This is a genomic window from Bacillus infantis, from assembly GCF_020171945.1.
GTDB lineage: Bacteria > Bacillota > Bacilli > Bacillales > Cytobacillaceae > Bacillus_AB > Bacillus_AB infantis_A.
In genome coordinates this window covers 26,367-45,817 of the sequence record NZ_JAIVAP010000006.1, presented here as the reverse complement: position 1 = coordinate 45,817, position 19,451 = coordinate 26,367, and the positions used below count along the sequence as shown (strand labels likewise).

At 46.5% G+C, this 19,451-nt stretch carries 21 protein-coding genes; 4 read left to right on the top strand and 17 right to left on the bottom strand.

Annotated elements, in window-relative coordinates; genetic code table 11:
- Window positions 1–159: 159 nt before the first annotated feature.
- Window positions 160–885, bottom strand: a complete 726-nt coding sequence (locus tag LCM00_RS11275; protein WP_224901669.1) for a DUF421 domain-containing protein — start codon at window positions 883–885, stop codon at window positions 160–162.
- Window positions 886–1,095: 210 nt separating this feature from the next.
- On the opposite strand from LCM00_RS11275, the gene LCM00_RS11270 reads away from it, so the two are divergent.
- Window positions 1,096–1,455, top strand: coding sequence for a hypothetical protein (locus LCM00_RS11270; protein ID WP_224901666.1), 360 nt, complete (start codon window positions 1,096–1,098; stop codon window positions 1,453–1,455).
- A 117-nt stretch (window positions 1,456–1,572) separates the two neighbouring features.
- On the opposite strand, the gene LCM00_RS11265 is transcribed toward LCM00_RS11270, so the two are convergent.
- From LCM00_RS11265 to LCM00_RS11205, 13 genes are all read right to left on the bottom strand, one after another.
- Window positions 1,573–2,868 (bottom strand): TRAP transporter large permease, encoded by a 1,296-nt coding sequence (locus LCM00_RS11265; protein ID WP_224901663.1) that lies wholly within the window; start codon window positions 2,866–2,868, stop codon window positions 1,573–1,575.
- Entirely contained in the window at window positions 2,865–3,410 is a 546-nt protein-coding gene (locus LCM00_RS11260) for a TRAP transporter small permease (RefSeq protein WP_224901660.1), read from the bottom strand. Before LCM00_RS11260 ends, LCM00_RS11265 begins: the two co-directional genes overlap by 4 nt.
- A gap of 14 nt (window positions 3,411–3,424) precedes the next feature.
- Window positions 3,425–4,429 (bottom strand): TRAP transporter substrate-binding protein, encoded by a 1,005-nt coding sequence (locus tag LCM00_RS11255; RefSeq protein ID WP_224901657.1) that lies wholly within the window; start codon window positions 4,427–4,429, stop codon window positions 3,425–3,427.
- Between the two features lie 137 nt (window positions 4,430–4,566).
- Window positions 4,567–5,283, bottom strand: coding sequence for a trehalose operon repressor (gene treR / locus LCM00_RS11250; protein WP_224901655.1), 717 nt, complete (start codon window positions 5,281–5,283; stop codon window positions 4,567–4,569).
- An 84-nt stretch (window positions 5,284–5,367) separates the two neighbouring features.
- The gene (gene treP / locus LCM00_RS11245; protein WP_224901650.1) at window positions 5,368–6,822 is read right to left on the bottom strand and encodes a PTS system trehalose-specific EIIBC component; all 1,455 of its coding nucleotides are present in this window, start codon (window positions 6,820–6,822) and stop codon (window positions 5,368–5,370) included.
- A gap of 236 nt (window positions 6,823–7,058) precedes the next feature.
- Window positions 7,059–8,135 carry a sensor histidine kinase gene (locus tag LCM00_RS11240; RefSeq protein WP_224902250.1) on the bottom strand — a complete coding sequence of 359 codons (1,077 nt, stop codon included), beginning with the start codon at window positions 8,133–8,135 and terminating at the stop codon, window positions 7,059–7,061.
- A complete protein-coding gene (locus tag LCM00_RS11235) occupies window positions 8,123–8,809 on the bottom strand; it encodes a response regulator transcription factor (protein WP_224901647.1) in 687 nt (228 codons plus the stop codon). The genes LCM00_RS11240 and LCM00_RS11235 overlap by 13 nt, the downstream gene beginning before the upstream one ends.
- A 15-nt stretch (window positions 8,810–8,824) precedes the next feature.
- Window positions 8,825–9,397, bottom strand: coding sequence for a class I SAM-dependent methyltransferase (locus tag LCM00_RS11230; protein WP_224901644.1), 573 nt, complete (start codon window positions 9,395–9,397; stop codon window positions 8,825–8,827).
- 153 nt (window positions 9,398–9,550) lie between these two features.
- Window positions 9,551–10,426, bottom strand: a complete 876-nt coding sequence (locus LCM00_RS11225; protein WP_224901641.1) for an SMP-30/gluconolactonase/LRE family protein — start codon at window positions 10,424–10,426, stop codon at window positions 9,551–9,553.
- A 707-nt stretch (window positions 10,427–11,133) separates the two neighbouring features.
- Window positions 11,134–11,673, bottom strand: coding sequence for a PadR family transcriptional regulator (locus LCM00_RS11220; RefSeq protein ID WP_224901638.1), 540 nt, complete (start codon window positions 11,671–11,673; stop codon window positions 11,134–11,136).
- Window positions 11,674–11,718: 45 nt separating this feature from the next.
- Window positions 11,719–12,909 carry a YhgE/Pip domain-containing protein gene (locus LCM00_RS11215; RefSeq protein WP_224901635.1) on the bottom strand — a complete coding sequence of 397 codons (1,191 nt, stop codon included), beginning with the start codon at window positions 12,907–12,909 and terminating at the stop codon, window positions 11,719–11,721.
- A gap of 216 nt (window positions 12,910–13,125) precedes the next feature.
- Window positions 13,126–13,929, bottom strand: a complete 804-nt coding sequence (locus LCM00_RS11210; protein ID WP_224901632.1) for a hypothetical protein — start codon at window positions 13,927–13,929, stop codon at window positions 13,126–13,128.
- A gap of 114 nt (window positions 13,930–14,043) precedes the next feature.
- Complete coding sequence (locus tag LCM00_RS11205) at window positions 14,044–14,481, bottom strand: MarR family winged helix-turn-helix transcriptional regulator (RefSeq protein WP_224901628.1); 438 nt, start codon at window positions 14,479–14,481, stop codon at window positions 14,044–14,046.
- A 159-nt stretch (window positions 14,482–14,640) separates the two neighbouring features.
- Here LCM00_RS11205 and LCM00_RS11200 point away from each other — a divergent pair, with 159 nt between their 5' ends.
- Both LCM00_RS11200 and LCM00_RS11195 read left to right on the top strand, forming a co-directional pair.
- Window positions 14,641–15,042 (top strand): CidA/LrgA family protein, encoded by a 402-nt coding sequence (locus LCM00_RS11200; protein WP_224901625.1) that lies wholly within the window; start codon window positions 14,641–14,643, stop codon window positions 15,040–15,042.
- Window positions 15,015–15,707 (top strand): LrgB family protein, encoded by a 693-nt coding sequence (locus tag LCM00_RS11195; protein ID WP_165352629.1) that lies wholly within the window; start codon window positions 15,015–15,017, stop codon window positions 15,705–15,707. The genes LCM00_RS11200 and LCM00_RS11195 overlap by 28 nt, the downstream gene beginning before the upstream one ends.
- Before the next feature lie 55 nt (window positions 15,708–15,762).
- Here LCM00_RS11195 and LCM00_RS11190 read toward each other — a convergent pair whose 3' ends face one another.
- On the bottom strand, window positions 15,763–16,182 hold the full coding sequence (locus LCM00_RS11190; protein WP_224901622.1) for a universal stress protein: 420 nt from the start codon (window positions 16,180–16,182) through the stop codon (window positions 15,763–15,765).
- Between the two features lie 359 nt (window positions 16,183–16,541).
- Between LCM00_RS11190 and LCM00_RS11185 the strand changes: the two genes are divergently transcribed.
- Entirely contained in the window at window positions 16,542–17,159 is a 618-nt protein-coding gene (locus LCM00_RS11185) for a lysozyme inhibitor LprI family protein (RefSeq protein ID WP_224901619.1), read from the top strand.
- Window positions 17,160–17,317: 158 nt separating this feature from the next.
- On the opposite strand, the gene LCM00_RS11180 is transcribed toward LCM00_RS11185, so the two are convergent.
- Together LCM00_RS11180 and LCM00_RS11175 are read right to left on the bottom strand one after the other, a co-directional pair.
- Window positions 17,318–17,965 carry a DUF4352 domain-containing protein gene (locus tag LCM00_RS11180; RefSeq protein ID WP_224901616.1) on the bottom strand — a complete coding sequence of 216 codons (648 nt, stop codon included), beginning with the start codon at window positions 17,963–17,965 and terminating at the stop codon, window positions 17,318–17,320.
- Window positions 17,966–18,028: 63 nt separating this feature from the next.
- Window positions 18,029–19,426: an alkaline phosphatase gene (locus LCM00_RS11175; protein ID WP_224901613.1), complete on the bottom strand. Its 1,398-nt coding sequence runs from the start codon at window positions 19,424–19,426 to the stop codon at window positions 18,029–18,031.
- Between the last annotated feature and the right edge of the window lie 25 nt (window positions 19,427–19,451).

The following is a 19,451-nucleotide window of genomic DNA, read 5'->3' as shown; positions in this document are numbered from 1 at the left end:
GAAGAAAATGCGCATGCATTTTATGAGGAGTCTGCGTGCCTTGCACTCCAATCAGCATGTTTTCAAAGTTTTTGGGCAAGCAAACAGACATGGCAATTTTGTTTATCTATTTTTACACCCCAAACATTGCCGTTTTCAGACAGTCAGTATGATAATCCACTAATGATATAAAGACGGTATAGAATGCACCTGTTCATTTTTCAGCGAGATATGCAATTTTTTCTCAGGGGTGATAGAAGCAAAGAATATTTCCTGCAGCCGGAAGATTCCCAGCCGGGAAAGCTCTGAATCAAGCCAGGCCAGATCCGCATCAAACCTTTCCAGGACCTCCCGGTATACCGTTCCTTCAACGATGACGGGAAAGGCAATTTGGGAGGAGCTTCCGGATATATTCAAATCACCCTTTGTGGCAGGCATCTGTGCAGGCTTCAATTGCACACTCAGCATCCCGTTCCCTTCAAGAACACCCAGCTCCACATACTCAACATCAAAGACCTGCTTATCCCTGAGCATCTGGAGAATGTTATCAATGCTGTAGTGGTATTTTTTCAGGTTGGCGCTAAGAAATTTTCCTTTATGTATGACAATGACCGGTTCAAAGGTGATCAGTTTCCCAAATTTCCGCTTTGAAATTTTCAGTTTGCCAATCAGGCGCTGGAGCAGGCCGATGGCTATGATGGCAAAGCCTGTTTCCAGATGCCGGATCGAGGGATCAGCTATGTCTGCCCCGGCAACTGCGCCTAGCGTTATGATGACAAGATAATCAAACACAGGAAGTTCGCCAATCGAACGTCTCCCCATAAAGAGAGTGATAAAGAGCAGCAGCGGCAGAATGGTTATGATTCTTCCGGCAATGAGAAGGCAGTTATGCAGCAGATCTTCCATAGTCTTTCCTCCTGGCAGATGATGCACTTAGTTTATCCGGAGGAGAGCTGGAACTATACGGAAAACTAAAAGGGCCCCTTGCCCAGAGTGTGTAGTTCAGTTTTCCTGGAGGAACACTGTAAATGGCATAGCTATCCACACCCGAGATAACACCTTAACAATAAATAATGTCATCGTGCAATTTAGGGTGTTGATGTTTGTGAATGTAATTTGCCCCAAGCAGCTGAAGAGTGGGTTGCCAGTGGTAGAAAAATAAGGGGAGTTTTTACTCTTAAATGCAAATTAGAAGTAATTTTTGTAAAAATAAGGGGAGTTTTTCCTTCTATGCAAAGAAAAACTATCTTTTTTCATGTTTTCGAGTCAAATAAGGGTAATTTCTCCCTCTATTCAAGCTGTTTTGAGTACTATTTTCAAAATAAGGGTAATTTCTCCCTCTATCAATCTCCATTAGCAGGGAATCTAATTTCATTGTTTAAGAATGTTAAAGTTAATGGGAAATCGTCTGTTCAACTATTCAGCGAAGATCATTCTAAAGTAAAAAGCCCGGGATATCCCAAGCTTTTCGGTTAGTTAGTTGTATAGTTAATTTCCTTATACGTTACGAAAACGCAGGCTATTCGGGCTGTGACTTTAGGCTTTCCTGACATTATCTGAACTGCTTATAACCAGAGACAGCCCTTTTTCAGTCTATAGTCCAAACAGCCCCGGCAGCACCATGCTGACCTGCGGGATATATGTGACAAGCAGCAGCACAACGATGATGGCAGCGTAGAATGGAAGCAACGGCTTCACAAGATGCTCGATCTTCACCTTGCCGACGCTGGATCCGACGAACAGGGCGCTTCCGACAGGCGGGGTAATGCTTCCGATGCAAAGATTGAGGCACATCATGATGCCAAAGTGCACCGGGTCCATCCCGATGCTCGTCGCAATCGGCAGGAAGATCGGCGTGAATATCAGGACTGCAGGCGTGATATCCATGAAAGTTCCGATAACAAGCAGGATGACGTTCATCAGCAGCAGGATCAGGATCGGGTTGTCGGTGAGGCTAAGGATTCCGCTGCTGATGGCTTCAGGAATGCCCGTAAACGCCATGACAAGGGAAAGGATGGTCGATGCGGCGATCAGAAGCATGATGATGGCCGTCATCTCAACCGTTTCCATCAGCATTTTCGGTATATCTTTAACTTTAAAAGTCCGGTAGAACATCGATAGGATGAGAGAATAGGCAACTGCAATGGCAGCGCCCTCTGTTGCAGTGAATACCCCGGCAATGATTCCCCCGATGACAATGACCACGAGCAGCAGGCTCGGAATCGCATCAAGGAATACTTTCATCACCTGGCTGAACGTAATCTTTGGCGCAATCGGATAATTCTTTTTGTTAGCAATCACATATGCTACAGCCATGGTTGCAAGGCCCCATAGGATACCGGGAATATAGCCGGCGATGAAGAGCGCGGCTATCGACGTCCCGCCGCTGACAAGGGAATAGACGATCAGCAGGCCGCTCGGCGGGATCAGAAGCCCTGTCGGTGCCGATGCGATATTGACGGCCGCAGAATACGCCGGGTTATAGCCTTCCTTCTTCTGAAGGGGCGACATGACGCCGCCGATCGCTGCTGCTGCAGCAACAGAGGAGCCGGAAATCGAACCGAACAGCATATTCCCGACTACATTCGTATGGGCGAGCGATCCGGGCATCCTCCCGGAAAGGACCTTCGCAAAATTGATCAGGCGAATCGCAATTCCGCCATTATTCATGATAACCCCTGACAGGATGAAGAACGGGATGGCGAGCAGGGAAAAGCTGTCGAGACCCGCCACCATCTTCTGCGCCGCTGTGAATACGGCGATATCAAAAGGAAACAGAACCAGCATGGTGACAAGAGAGGCACCGGCGATGCTGATGGCAATAGGCACGCCCAAAAATAAGAGAAGAAAGAATACAAAAAGCAATAGGAGTCCTGCTGTGATTGTCATCCCAGCCCCTCCTTTCTATCCTTATCAATATGTATTGGCTCTGGAGTCTCTACTTCTTCTGAATATAAGTCCGCTTTTCTGTTTGCCGAGATTTCCCTGATCGAAATCATAGAATAAGCAGCAATCAGGACGCCGCTCACCGGCAATGACAGATAAATATAGGCCATCGGGAGGCCGAGTGCGGCAGAATACTGCTCCATGGAAATCCCAACTGTTTTAGACCCGCCGACAATCATGACAAAAACAGCAAATGCCAGGACAATCAGCTCAATCAGGACAGCTGCGGCAAGCCTCTTCCTGTTTTCCAGCTTTTCTACGATGAACTCGATTGCGATATGCTTCTTCTTCCCAAAAGCATAGGCTCCGCCCAGCATGGAAACCCATATCAGCGAATACCGGAGAAACTCCTCCGAAATCGTACTTGGCGAATCCAGTGCATATCTTGTGAACACTTGCCAGATTGCCATCAGGACCATTACACCCAGGAGGGTGCAGGTCACAAAGGCAATGCTCAGATCGATCCATTTTTTCATGGTCTGCATGATCGCTCCCCCTTTTAGCTGCCTTCAGCCATTTCCCGGATTTCTTTATAGTATTTTCCGGTCGACTTCTTTTCTGCAAACTCCTTATGCAGCGGCTGGACTGCTTCCATGAAAGGCTCTTTATCCGGCCTGCTGAATGTGACATTCATATCTTTGGCGTCTTTTATCGCCTTCTCTGTCGCTTTCCGCCAAACCTCTTTATGGTAAACAGAAGACTCTTCTGCCGCTTCTGTTATAGCTTTCTTCTGTTCAGCAGTAAATTGCTTCCATTTGCTTTCATTGATAATCAGGATATCCGGGATGATGGCATGCTCGCTGTAGCTGTACTGCTTTGCCACCTCTCCGTGATTATTATCCGTCAGGGCTGTTTCATTATTTTCCGAGCCGTCGATGACCCCCTGCTGCATAGCCGTATAGACTTCACCGAAGGACATCGGCGTCGGCGATCCGCCCATCAGCTCAAGCATCTTCAGGTTCGTCGGGCTCGGCTGGACGCGTATTTTCAGCCCCTTCAGATCATCCGGGTGCATAATCGGCTTGTTCTTTGTGTAAAAATTCCTTGTGCCTGATTCATAGAACGTCAGTCCCCTCAGACCTATATCAGTTGTAGTCTTATAGATCTCTTTTGCGGTGCTGCTGTTCATCGCTTTATAGAAATGGTCTTTATCGTCGAATAAATAAGGAAGGCTGAACAATGAATAGACTTCTGAAAAATTCTCAAGCGAGCCGGCGCTCACCTTGGCAAAGTCAATCGCACCGGTCTGCGTCAGCTCAAGTGCCTCGCGCTCCCCGCCAAGCTGTCCGCTCGGATAAATTTTGACCTTCATACTGCCATCTGTCTTTTCCTCTACCAATCTTGCAAACTCCGTCAGCGAAGTATGTATCGGATGCGTCGTACCCTGATTATGGGCAAGCCTCAATGTAACTGTCCCTTCCTCCCCGGCAGCCTGGGCTGTACAGCCGGCCAGGATTCCTGCCAAAAGCAGAAGGATAATGCCAAACACCTTAAAATTCTTCATAAATCCCCCTCCAGGTTATGTATGCAATGTTGTATGATTTCCTGAAGCTATTCCCTAAAATATGACTATTAAAACTGAGGGGTTTATAAAGAGCATAAAAAAATGCCGGAGCAAGGTCCGGCATTTCAAGATTTTATTCAATGGAGCGCTCTTCTGGCAAAGTCGGTGAAACGGAATTTGTCCGGACGGTGCCTGGATTCTGTGAATTGGAATAGGCTGGCATCGTTCAGGTATACATGGCTCCTGATGACCACTACATTCTGGAAGCCATCAAGGTCCAGAAGGGAGCGATCCTCATCGGTGGGTTCCTCCACGATGATTTCCTTCTTGGCAAAGCTGATGTTCAGCTTCAATTCTTTTTCAAGGTACTGATAGATGGAATCCCTGCAAATATCACCAGTCAGGTGGGGAACATGCTTCTCAGCCAGAAAGTCGCGGTCGAGAATGATTCTTTCTCCTCCCATCTTTCTTGTCCGCAGGACGTCCCATACCAGATCGCCTTCCTCCAGCTGCAGCTCTTTTTTGATAAAGCCCCTGGCTTCCCCCAGGCTCAAGCTGTTCAAAATCGTCTGTGGAGCTTCACTCATCTTGCCTGCCAGCTCCTTGAAACTGACCAGACCGGACACAGGGAAGTCGAATTTGGAAGTATTAAGGACCATCGAGCCTTTTCCCCTTATTTTCTGGATATAGCCATTTTGGGCAAGGAGATTCAATGCTTTGCGGATGGTTTCCCTTGAAGCCTGATATTCTTTTACCATTTCATTCTCAGACGGCAGAAAGGTTTCTGGTTTAATGCTTCCGCTCCTGATTTGCTCTGTGAGGCTTTGGCAGATATCTAGATACTTCTTTCTCATATAACAATCCCCAATCATTATTTATATCAGGCAAAGGCAAAGAAAAAGGAAGGGAGAATCACCCGTCCCCCTTCCTGTATGCAGTTAGACAGCTGCACTCTGTTTCTTTTGCTTTTTGAAAGTAAAGTTCTTTACTCCTGTTTTAGCGAAGATGGTAGTCAGGACGAATGGAACGACAATCGCAATGATCATGCAGATGGCAAATGTTCCGATATACTGTGCCTGGATCGAAAGAATACCAGGCAGTCCGCCAACACCGATTGAGTTGGCCATGACGCCGCTCGCTACAGAGACAACCCCTGCAATCATCGATCCGATCATGGCAGCCAGGAATGGGAACCCGTATTTCAGGTTGATCCCGAACATGGCAGGCTCGGTTACACCAAGGTAGCAGGAAATGGCCGCAGGGATGGAAACCTGCTTTTCTTCTTCATTTTTGCGGTTGATGAAGATCATGGCCAATACGGCTGATCCTTGGGCAATGTTTGAAATGGCGATCATTGGCCACAGATTCGTTCCGCCGAGCTCACTCATCAGCTGAAGGTCAATGGCATTTGTCATATGGTGCAAGCCGGTAATAACCAGTGGTGCGTACACGAAGCCAAACACTGCTGCAAACAGCCAGCCGAATGAAGAAGTCAGGCTGGAGTAAACAACATCCGAAATTACGGAACCGATCTGCCAGCCGATAGGGCCCAGCACTGTATGCGCTATCAAAACAGTCGGAACTAGTGCAAGGAAAGGAACGACAATCATTGAAATAGAATTTGGAACCACTTTACGCAGTCTTGTTTCAAGGAAGCCTAATGTCAGACCAGCCAGGATGGCAGGAATGACCTGTGCCTGATAGCCGATCATATCAATTTGGGCGAACCCGAAGTCCCATTGCGGGATATCTCCTGCCCCTGCTCCGGCAACTCCATAGGCATTCAGCAGCTGCGGTGATACTAATGTAATACCAAGGACGATTCCAAGGATCTGGGACGCTCCCATCTTCTTGGCAACAGACCAGGTGATCCCGACAGGAAGGAAGTGGAATATCGCTTCGCCTATCAGCCACAGGAAGGCGTGGACGCCAGCCCAGAATTGGGACATCTCAACAATGGTCTTGGTGCCATCTTCCATGAGCTTAATGTCACCGATTACATTTCTGAAGCCGAGAATCAAACCGCCGACTACAAGGGCGGGAATTAATGGTGTAAAAATTTCCGCCATATGCCCCATCATCCGCTGAAGCAAATTCTGGTTCTGCTTGGCCGCTGTTTTGGCTTCCTCTTTTGAAGTGCCTTCTACACCGGCAATCTTTGTGAATTCATTATAAAAGCTTGAAACTTCATTGCCGATTACAACCTGGAATTGGCCTGCCTGCGTGAAAGTGCCTTTTACAAGCTTGATGCTTTCAATTTTTTCAATATCAGCCTTTGATGGATCATTCAGAACAAAGCGCATGCGCGTCACACAATGTGTCACCGCTGCAATATTTTCCCGGCCGCCGATATGCTCCAGCAGCTCATTTGCAGGGCCTGTATATTTTGTCATAGGTATTCCCCCATATTTTATAATCAGCACATAAAAGATATAATAGCGCTTTCATTAACTTGTATATACAAATGCTGAGCTCTCTTAGAATTTAACTTATATATACAAGTTTGTCAACACAATCTTTTTTGCCAGGATAATGGGGACAGTTTCTATAATGGAACCCTCTGGTTCTCTTTTTTTTGGGTCAGAGGGCAATAAAAAAGCTTATGAGCCTTTACAGCCCATAAGCTTTCCTATATCTGATGCTCCACCACAACCGTCATCCAGCCCTCTGCGTATTCCGCATAAATCCTTCCGCCATGCAGCTCGACGATCCTTTTCGATATGGCCAGCCCAAGGCCGGTTCCCTGGTTTTCTGTTCTCGCTTTTTCTCCTGTGACAAACCGGTCGAATAATTGATTCAAGTCGGCAACAGGAGGCTTATCCGTCCTATTGGAGATTTTCAGCACGGCCCTGGAACCCTCGGCATCCAGAAAGATTTCTATTGAAGACGGCTTCGTGCTGTATTTTATACTGTTCGAGAAAAGATTTTCATAGACTCGGACCATCATTTCCACGTCCATCAAAATCTGGACAGGCTCTTCTGCAATAGATGAATCAACGGTAAGCTGCTCCCGTTCCATGATAGGCATATACTCGCCGGCCATCTGCCTCAATAATGCCGAGAGGTCAATCTTATCCATATTCAAGAGAACATCAGGACTGGCCAGCCGCGTGTATTCCAGTAATTCATTCATCAATGTTTTCAGCCTTTGCGACTTCGAGTAAGTAGTTTCCAGATACTCCTTTAATTCTGTGGTGTCCTGGTATTGCCCTTTTCTCAAGAGATCAAGATAGCCGATAATCGAGGTTAACGGCGTCCTTAAATCATGGGAAACATTGGTGATCAGTTCATTCTTGGCGTTCTCAAGGCTACGTTCATGCTCGAATCTGCTCTCAAGCTCCTTGGACATAAAATTGATATTACCGGCGAGCTGGGATAGTTCATCCTTCCCTTTGATATTGATCGTCAGGCCCAGCTGTCCTCCAGCTATTTCCTGGACACGATCGCTGATCATTTTCAAATAGAAAATCTTCTTGCGTACCAGCAAAAGGAAAACAAGAATGAAGCTTAAAATAATTATGGAAAAGAACAGGAACATGGTGACATTGTAAATCGGCACACTCAGCTCAGTCAGAAACTTAACATCATACATCCTGAAAATCATTTGAGAAAGCACAACCATCACCAGGAAAGATGCTGCAAAGCTGATGGCGATAGATCCCAGAAGTTTAAAAAACAGCCTGTTTTTCAGCATCATATCTTGTATCCCACTCCCCAGATGGTTTTGATATAGATCGGATGCTTGGAATCTTCCTCGATTTTCTCCCTGATTTTTGTAATATGGACCATGACCGTATTGTCTGATTTCAGCAGGTCTTCTTTCCAGACAGATTCATAAATCTTGCTGACACTCATAACGATGCCTTTATTCCTCGCCAGCAGCTCCAGAATGTCAAATTCCTTCGGGGTGAGCCTGATCTCTTTTCCGCCTGCATACACCAGCCTTGTATCTGTATTGATCTCCAGGCTGCCAATCACAATCACATTTTTTTCTGCTTCCGATTCTGTATTGTATTTCTTGTATCTTCTCAAATGGGATTTGACCCTTGCGATCAGCTCGAGAGGGTTGAACGGCTTTGACATATAATCGTCTGCCCCAGAGGTCAACCCTTGGATTTTGTCCATATCCTCCGATTTCGCCGAGAGCATGATGATCGGCATATGCTGTTCTTCCCTGATTTTCATGCATGCTTCTATGCCATCCATTTCCGGCATCATGATATCCAGGATGATCAAATCGAATGCCTGCTCTTCCAGCTTGCCTAAAGCGTCCAGCGCGTTCTCTGCCTGGCTTGTCTCCAGCCCTTCATTTTCCAGATAGACCGAAATCAGATGCCTGATTTCTTTATCATCATCCACGATTAAAATATGGCCATCCACCCGTAACACATCCCATCATACTTCTTGTTTATCGTTGCTGCAGCTCATTACATAAGCCGGCGGAAAATTGCGGTACTCCCGTTTAATGTCTATATTCTTAAAGAATTGCTCTATATATGCTTTTTTCAGCCTTGTATATTGAAAGGTGATAAAATGCCCGTCAGATCCCAGCAGCTTTCTGGTGTTATTTAAGATAGCATGGGACACAGGCTCAGGCAAACTTGCAAAGGGCAGTCCGGAGATGACAAAATCTATCTTTCCAAGACCGTGCCACTCAATATAAAAATCTACCTTCTCTGCCGACCCGTTAACAATGATCAGATTTTCTTCGTTCTTATATTTTTCCTTCAGCAAAGAATAAAATTCCAAGTTGTTCTCGATCACCAGGACGGTGGCATCGGGGTTTCTGTTTTCCAGGATCTTTTTGGTGAACACGCCTGTTCCAGGGCCATACTCAACAATCAATCTAGCGCTCCGGAATGCTGGATCACTGACCATCTTTTCAGCCAGATAGCTGGAGCTGGGCAAGAGTGCCCCAACGTTTCTTGGATGCTTCAAATATTGCTGCAGAAATACATGCCCCTTCATTTCGCTTCACTCCATTTGTCGAATTTATACCTTTAGCATAAATTCAAAACCTGAAGAATTTCTTAGGGAATTTATTAAGAATCATTAAGATGCTTATATAGTTGCTAAGAGGCTGGAAAATTAAAAAAAGCTGCCTTCATGGCAGCTCAGATTTTAACCTTTATAAGAATAAGCCGGACTTCCCTTCACATCCGTTTTTACCCTGAACAGCCCGCCTGACAATGGATACTCATTCAGCTGCTCTTCGTTCAGCCCATCTCTTGCAGTGGTGATGTACAAGTCCTTTAGGTCCTCGCCCCCAAATGTACAGCAGGTCACATTTCTGGCAGGGACCTTTATTTCTGACAGCCTCTTACCTGTATGAGGATTCCATCTGGATACCTTGCCGCCGCCATAGTGGGCAATCCACAGCATTCCCTCTCCATCAATTGTCATCCCGTCTGGCGCACCGTCTCCTTCCGGGAAGCTGATGATTTCAGTGCGATTTTCAATCGCCCCCGTTCCGAGGTCAAAATCAAAGCGGCTGATTTCTTTTGTTGGTGTATCGATAAAATACATGAATCTGTTATCCGGTGACCAAGCGAGGCCATTCGAAATGCCAAGCTGATCCAACTTTTTCTCAACTTGCTTATCAGTATCCAGACAGTACAGCGACCCTTCAGCACCTGCACCCTGCTTATCCATCGTACCTGCCCAGAACCGGCCGGCAGGATCGCACTTGCCGTCATTGAAACGATTAGAGGGAATATCGCTCTCTAATTCTATTATTAAATTGAGCTTCTCTGTATCGAGGTTAAGAAGATAAAGGCCATCCTCCAACGCCACTGCCGCTTCCTCCGCATTTCTCGGAACGATCGTCCCTATATTCTGATCCAGCTGGATCTCCCGGTTTTCTCTGGAGACCGGGCTGAAGATGTTCACCTTTTTCTCCTTGATATCCACCCAGTATAATAACTGCTTTTCAGCGTCCCAGCATGGGCCTTCTCCGAGTGTTGCCTTTGCATCCAGGACCAATTCCGCTTCTCCCATTTTTAACACCCCGTCAATTGTTTAGGATTTACCTTTATTATAAACTTTCCCGGGAGGAAGCGGCGGGAAACGTTTGAGCTAACAATATAAAAACGGCTGCCGACTTAGTCGGCAGCCTGAAGTGCGGCATCTTTAGGGGCATTTATCAATTTTTTAACAGAAGGGTTTTGAGTTTTCTTAGCTGGAACCATTATTTCGGCTTTTCCCTGAGATAGTGGCTCCAGCTCTCTTACCTGGAACCACTATTCCTGCGTTTTTCTGAGATAGTGCCTCCAGCTCTCTCATCTAGAACCACTATCCCGGCTTTTCTCTGAAATAGTGGCTCCAGCTCTCTCATCTGGAACCACTATCCTGGCTTTTCTCTGAGATAGTGGCTCCAGCTCTCTCATCTGGAACCACTATCCTGGCTTTTCTCTGAAATAGTGGTTCCAGCTCTCTCATCTGGAACCACTATCCCGGCTTTTCTCTGAAATAGTGGTTCCAGCTCTCTCATCTGGAACCACTATCCTGGCTTTTCTCTGAAATAGTGGTTCCAGCTCTCTCATCTGGAACCACTATCCTGGCTTTTCTCTGAAATAGTGGTTCCAGCTCTCTCATCTGGAACCACTATCCCGGCTTTTCTCTGAAATAGTGGTTCCAGCTCTCTTACCTGGAACCACTATCCCGGCTTTTCTCTGAAATAGTGGCTCCAGCTCTCTCCTGGAACGCTAAATTTCCTTCCGCTCCACCCGCCGGATCAGCTCTTCCAGCCAGTAGATCGTATGCTCCATCCTGGTTGAAACATAGCCTTCCATGAATTCTCTGATGTTCTGCTGTGCCTCGCCGACATGCTTCTCGGCGTCTATGCTGCTGATCTGCTCCCAGCGGGCCTTGATGGCGTCCAGCTTTTTTTCCAGGATGGTGATGACCTTGCCGCGCTCCACATATTTAATATTGGCAATCGCGACGACCATCTCCCCGATTTGGGTCGATTTCTCGAATTCCTTGTAGATTTTCTTCGGCAATTCTTCACGGCCTTTAGCTGTGATGCCAAACACCTGCTTATCAGGGCGGTGTTCCTCTTTGATAATTTCGACTGTCTCAATGAGGCCCTGCTTCGCCAGTGTATCGAAATGGTAGTACAGCTTGCTTTCCGTCAGTCCGCTCAGCTGATCGAGCGGGATCGGTTCGGAAAGCTGTTTTTTTAATTTATACGGATAATTATTATCCTCCATCAGTTTGCTTAGGATGAAAATTTGAATGGACATATTATATCCTCCTGCAAGAAGACTCTCCTTCTTATCATAGCAAAACTAGGCGGTGACTTCACCTGCAGCCTTGAGGGCATCACCTGAATCAAGCTCTGGAACCACGACTGGCGCCGGTTTGTGAAGGAATGCAACAATGGCGATATTGATCAGCATGGCAGCTCCGCCGATTGCGGCCATTGACCAGAGGTATGGGCTTGGGCTGATGCTGCTGTACATATTGGCCATATAAGCCTGGACGGAATAATACATCGGAGAAATATGGCTCATCCATTGGAATGGAGCATACATCGTTTCCCGTGAGATGGTAGCGCCATTTGCTAGTGTCTGCATCAGGAGGATCGGCAGGTTCAACACCATTCCGCCTTCCCCGATGAGGAAGATCAGAACTGCTGTGAAGTTGAAGCAGACCATATAGTTCAGGATCTGCTGTCCGGCTATGCCGAAGAACAGATCGCCGTTTGGCTCATTGACCAGATACGCCACTCCGACGGCAACAGCCGAGGATACAACAGCAATCAGGAGTGCTGTTAATTGCACATAAAGGAACAGCCTGGTTTTGCTTGCTTTGCCGCGGCTTTCCCTGAAAGCAGCGACCAGCTGCATCGCACCGATCATGGCACCAACATAGCCAGCCATCGGCAGGAACATCGGCAGCATATTATTATTCATGCCAGCTGGAATCTTATTGATTGATATGACATTTCCGCTATAAGCTGTTTCAATTTTCTTAGCCATCTCCGCTGCCTGGTCTTCCGGCAGATTGAAGTTCATCAGGACACCCTGTGCGGTTTGCTGTGAGAACTGGCTGCGCAGCTGGTTGTTAATTTCACCGACGACAGATTTCATAGTAGAAGAAACGGTAGTGGCCGAGGCTTCATTAATTGTAAAATCAATGCCTGTCGATCCCTCACCTTTTTGCAGATCCGCAGAGAAGGTTTCCGGAATCCGCACGACTAAAGCCAGGTCATTATGATTCAGGTCCTTAATGGCCTGCTTATTGCTTATATCTGTTTCAATTTCTTTAAAAGGCAGATTCTCCTGGAGCTGCCCGGCAATCTGGGCACCATAAGCGCCGGCATCTTCGTTCACTATCGCAATCGGCATTTGATCGACATTCCCTGGAATCGCAGAATAGCCTGGGAGAAAGATGCCAAGCATCGCAGCTGCATAAAAAATCCCCATAAAAATCGATGCGATCGCCCCTCGTGTTTTTAGAAACTGCGTAAATTTCATTGTTGCTTTCCTTCCTTCTGTAAAAATTTATATTACTTTCACTTATATACTTTATTAAAAGTACTTTAATTTGAGTACTTTGTTAGTTTATTGCATCTTTTAGGGAAAGTCAACATAAAAAAACTGCAGGCTTGGCGCTATGAAACGCAGCTTGCAGTCCTTTGAAAGTATTTAGATCTGAAGGGCAAATCACTCAAGTATGTACTAAACCGCATCCTAAAACCAGCTCAAAATCAGCACAAACAATCCGACACCACAGACCAGAATCTCAAAAAAATGAACTCCGACAACAACCATATGGCTGCTGTTTTTTGGATGAAAGCCGAGAAATGGGGCGTGCTGGTTGATATACAGGCAGGCACAGGACACCAATAGAGCGGCATTGAGATGGAATTCTGTCCTGAGAGAGGTGGCATAAGGGCTGTAGCCTTCCTGACCAATCACAAGGCTGATTCCGTATTTCTTGGATAAAAGCAAAGACAAGTTCATCAGAATAAATACAAGGAGGGCGAGGCTGAACGGATGCCTGCGGTAATCAATGAAGCGCAGCCAGCGGTAAGCATTGCCTGGTTCATCATCTTCCTCCGGCTCGGCTTTCGCCATATAAAGAACGAAGCCGGCTCCGGCAGCAGCCGGGATCATCGTGAAAACTACATCGAGCAGCGGAAAACCCGGAAAGGCAAAAAAGACCGCAGCCAGGATGATTACCACGGCAATCAGCAAAGCCCAAATACGCTTATCTCCGTTTTGTGCCTTTGCCGCTAAAGGCTGGATATATTCCCTCATATCTTTTCTTTTAGAACCAGGGAAGCCTGAATCGCTTCCGCCGGCCTTCCCCTTCAGCACTTCCATAAAAGTAAAAGATATGAGCATAAGAAGAACTCCGGCAAAGAGCCATAGATAGGCGGCGAACGGATAAGGAGCAGGGTCTTCATAGCTGCTGATGATCCATATACCATCGCCAAGCAGGCATATCAGGCCGGCAAGCATCAGGTATGCTGATATTTTATAAAGAAGCATAAGATTCCCTCTTTTTTCACTCTTTTTCTCTTATTATATCAAAGGGGAAGCAGATGGAAATTCCCTGTCGGCTCCGGATATGGATGCGCTTACTTTTCTTCGGATCTTAAAAGCCTACTCAAAGAATGATGTATTGAGGCGGACAACCAGCTTTCCGAACATCTCCTTTTCTTCTTCTGTCCAGTCCTTTAGAACCTTGTAATAATGGGCCCTTCGGTTTGCGATATCTGCTTCCAGTTTTTCTTTTCCCAGGTCTGTAATCGAAAATACACTTACTCTGCCATCCTTTGGATCGGAACAGCGCTTGATAAGGTCTTTTGATTCGAGTGACGCAGCCTGTCTGGACAATGTCGAGATATCAAGCTTAAATGCTTCAGCAAGCTCTTTAACGCGGGCTGGGCCGAATTCATCAAGCTGTCTGAGCAGCAGATAGGCTGAGCGCTCCAGCTGGCCGATCTTCTTTTCCGACTGCTCAAGATAGACTGCCTTGCGGATGAAGGTCGCCAATTCGTATTCTATTAGTTCTACGTCGTTTTGTTTCTCTTTTGACATGCTTTCCCCTCCTGATATGAGTGGCACATAGATTGACAAAGATTAAAATGCTTGTATAATACAAATATATACTTGTACTATACAAACATTTACTTGAAATGTAAAGTGATTTTGAAAGGAGGAACGCTGTTCTTATTTTCCAGGACAGCTATGACTATCATGAAATGGCTTCAAATTATCCTCCAAATCTGTGTACTATACGCCTTCACCTTTACGGGTGATGTGATCCAGCGGGCTTTTCATATACCAATACCAGGCAGCATCATAGGACTCTTGCTGCTGCTTGCCTGTTTGCTGCTCCATATTGTGCCGGTCATCTTTGTGAAAGACGGAGCAAGCTTCCTGCTGTCGATCCTGCCTCTCCTGTTCATCCCGTCGATGGCAGGCGTCGTCAATTATCCGAGCCTGCTTTCCGCTACCGGAGCAGTACTGGCTGCCATCGTTGTCGTGAGCACGATAGCCACGATTGCCGCTGCAGGCCTGATGAGCCAGTTTTTAGAAAACCGTGCCGATAAACGAAAGGAGAAAAAAGCGTGCAAAGCCTTATCATCGCAATCCTGATGATTTTCTCGACCATCACCATCTATATGGTGATGGCTTCCGTATATAAGCGATATTCTTATCCTGTATTCATTCCAGTCCTGACTTCTACCATCATTATTGTCGCCCTGCTTGCAGGACTTCATGTACCGTATAAAGAGTATATGACAGGCGGGAAATGGATCCACTTTTTGCTTGGCCCTGCTGTGACTGCCCTTGCCTATCCACTTTATACTCAGCGCGAAGTCTTGAAAAAATACAGTCTGCCGGTACTTGGCGGCGTGTTCACGGGCCTGTTCACCGGGATGATCACCGGCATGCTGTTTGCTATGCTGCTCGGGATGAACCACGAGCTCATCCTGTCGCTCATCCCTAAATCGATCACCACGCCCGTTGCCATGCAGATTGCAGACGGTATCGGGGGCATTCCTTCCATGACCGTCATCTTTGTCACACTCGCCGGCTTCTCAGGTGTCCTATTAGGCCCTTCTATCATCAAGTGGGTCCGGATCCGCTCCTCGCTTGGCCGCGGCATCGCACTCGGCAGCGCCTCACACGGACTCGGCACCTCAAAAGCTTCCGAGTACGGCGAAGTCAGCGTCTCCATGAGCTCTGTTTCGATGACCCTGTGCGCCCTTCTTGGATCCGTGTTTGGTCCGGTTATTGTGTGGCTGTTCCATATTTAAAGAAAGCCTGCTTATCCATTTGGAAGGCAGGTTTTATTATGTTTAAAGCCGCAGCTCACTTCACAATCAGCACCGGACAGGCCGCCCGCTTGGCAACCTTATGGCTCACACTTCCCAGTACAAATTCCTGGAGGACATTCAGCCCCCTGCTGCCGATGATTACGATATCAGCTTTATTTTTATTGGCATAGTCGACAATGCATGGGCCCGGGTCTCCATCCAGAACAATGATCTCATACTGTACTCCGGATTCCTTTGCCAGCTTTTCAACTTCAGCCAGCCGCCTCTTTTTCCCCTCGCCAAGATTGGCAGAATTCCAGTGGCTCAGCGTTTCCGACTTGGCTTTATCAGGATCGGCGACATAGATGATTTCAATCTTGGAACCTGAACTGCATTTGGCGATATGGATGGCATTTTCAGCAGCCCTTTTACTGTGCTCTGAACCATCTGTTGCTAATAATATCTTTTGGTACATATGATAACCTCCTGATATTAAAATGATGACGCTTTTATTTAGCCTTTTCTACAACTTACTAATGTATTTATATTCTAAATGGCTATGAAGCAGGATACAAAAGGAATATTGCCCTCATGATCATTTTTGTTCCGCCGCCTTTTTATGAACCAGAACAAGCCCGAAGATATCGGCCCACTGCCGGAAGGACGGCAGAAAAAACGGTTCTGAAACCAGTGAGCAGACAGGCCAGCCGCTTCCGTTAATACCCCTGCTGCTTTTCCTCATAAAATAGATAATGTTACAGTATAATAGGCAGGCCAAATCTCTAACTGTCCGCCGGAATAAGTCAGTAAATTGAAAGAGGAGGACTTTTCAACATGAAAAACAAAGGCAAACATTATATAGCCATATTTACTGTTATCTTAGTACTGCTTTTAGCTGCTTGCGAAAGCTCATCTGGTGCATCAAATGAGGATATTAATAAGCAGCAAAATAGTGATTCGTCTCAAAAAGCAGATCCTGATTCTTCTGATGCCGATTCTCCAGCAGACGACTCAAATACCGGCGGCACAAATACTGAGGACAACTCCTCAGTGAAAGAAGAAGAACCTCCTGCTAATGATACGGAAAATAGCCTGAAGGAAGAGTACCTTCAAAAACTGAATGCCAGCAAAAAAGAAGCAGACGCATTAGAAGCGGCTGACTCATCAACATATGCTTTGAAAAAAGTAGAAAATGACCGTTGGGAAATTTGGGATGACAGGCTGAATGAAATTTATGGAGTTCTGCAAGATCGGCTTCCGGCAGAAGAGATGGAGTCTTTAAGGGAGGAACAGCGCGATTGGCTAAAGGAACGCGACGCCCGCGCATTGGAGGCATCCCTCAAATATAAAGGCGGTACACAGGAACATTTAGAATATGTTGCTGTCCTGGCCAATCTCACCGAAGAAAGATGCTATGAGCTGGTTGAAACTTATATGAATGAAGCAAAATAAGGGACACACAAAAAAGGCATTGCTTCTGTGCAATGCCTTTTCTTTTTAATTTCAAGTATGGCGAAGCGGAAACAGTTCAACAGGTGATAGTCTTCCAGGCGGCTGATTTAGAAAAGCTCACGATCCGTTCCATCACTGAAAACAATTGCTGCCAGATGCTAGTTCAGCCTTACGCTCACATGCTTCCCCTGCTCAACCACATCATGGGATTCATCGACAGCATCGCTCGTCAACAGATCCACCGATTGGTAGTCATCATTCTTTTCCAGGATAAAGCCCATGCTGCCCTTTTTAACGGAATTGCCTGCGATTTCCCCGGTCAGCTCTTCCAGGTAAATGTCGTCTTCCCATGTTTTATGCTCGCCGCTGTTCATCTTCAGGGCCGCAATCGGATTAAATTTGACTGATGTATCGGAATTGTTTTCTATTTCAACGCTTACCTTTACAAAGTCGAATGCTTCTTCATGGGTAAAAGCATGGAAAAAGTCAATCATACTGTAGTCCGGTACATAGTGAAGCACTTTGACATCTTTGACTGTCATCGTTATCGGCCCGACCTTTATGGTCTCATTGACCGGGCTGTAGGCTTTCAGGGTAAGCTCGCCCTTGAGGTCCTTAACGGTCTCGCCAGCCAGCACCAGATCGCGGTCGTCTGTCACCTGCGGATTGGGCACATATACATCCTTTTTGACTGCTGCAGAGGCCTTGACCGTCGCCTCGCCGCTGTCTGGTTTTTTTTGAGTTTCAGATTCCGCCGAACAGCCGGCAAGGGCCGCTGCCAGCATGATGAGAACCAGCTTTTTCAAGTGAGTATCCTCCCTTAAGAAAAAGCTCCCGATGCGCTGGGCAGCGGGAAGCTTATTGATGTATTAGTTATTGAACCACCAGTTTGACTTGTTTCCTTTGCTTTTCAGCAAATCGAAAATGATTTCGGCATGGTCTGTATTGTTTACCTGGCCGGCAAAGCGTTCTTTGTGAGGGCCGTAAGCATAAACTGGTACATCCTCACCTGTATGGCCGCCAGTAGTCCAGCCTGTGCAGGAGCGCTTGTTAAAAATATTCTCGATTGCATTATCAATATCCACTGCCTTTTTTGAGGCTGCTGCATCTTTAACCGCCTTGATTTCCTCCGGTGTCAGGGCTAGCTGCTTCTGGTCGATGTACGTTTTCAGTGTTTTTTCAACATCTGCGCCATTGGCGATTTCTGCAGCCATGAAATCAGGTGTTTTCTTTGCAGCTTTGATTGGGTCCGCGAACCAGTTGTACACGCCGTCAGCTCCAATGGAATAGCCGCCTGTAGAGTGGTCGGCTGTTGCCACTACCAATGTGTTTTTATCCTTTTTGGCAAATTCGATAGCTGCTTTATAAGCCTTCTCGAAATCTTCCATTTCACTCATTGCACCGACAATGTCATTATCATGGCCGGCCCAGTCAATCTGGCTTCCTTCTACCATCAGGAAAAAGCCGTCCTTGTCATTGTTCAAACGTTTGATGGCTGCTTTAGTCATTTCCTCAAGTGATGGTGTCTCAGCAGGGCGATCGATCATCTTTGGAAGACCGCCTGGAGCGAACAAACCAAGAATCTGGTCATTCTTATCAGCCAGCAGCTGTTTTTTGTCCGTTACATAGCTGTAGCCATCCTTTTTGAACTCTTCTGTCAAGTTGCGGTCTTCCCGCACAAAGTTTGACAGGCCTCCGCCAAGAAGGACATCCACCTTATGCTTGCCATTGATCAGCTCATCATAATAATCATCTGCGATGCCATTCATGTTCTTGCGGGTTTCATCGTGTGCGCCAAATGAGGCAGGAGTCGCATGCGTAATCTCAGAAGTTGCCACAAGTCCAGTCGCTTTGCCTTTTTCCTTTGCGGCTTCCAGTACAGTTTTCACTTCTTTTTTATCATTATCAACTGCGATAGCGGCATTGTAAGTCTTCACGCCGGCAGACATCGCAGTCGCTGCCGATGCAGAATCGGTGATGTTCTCAGAAGGATCTTCCGGGTAGGTCATTTGCTGTCCGACAAGATATGGGTCAAATGCAGTCTGTTCGACGCCAGGTGTTTTTGGGTTATCTTTCATATAGCGATAGGCTGAAGTATAGGAAACACCCATTCCATCGCCAATCAGGAAAATGACGTTTTTAACTTTTCCGCCTTTGTCTGCCTGTACATCCTTCTCAGGAGCAAAAGACATGATGCTTCCAAGCGCAACAGCTGACATCACAGCGATAGGAAGAATTTTTTTGCTCAAACGGCCTTTTTTAAACATAGGATCAACCTCCTGTTATGTATGA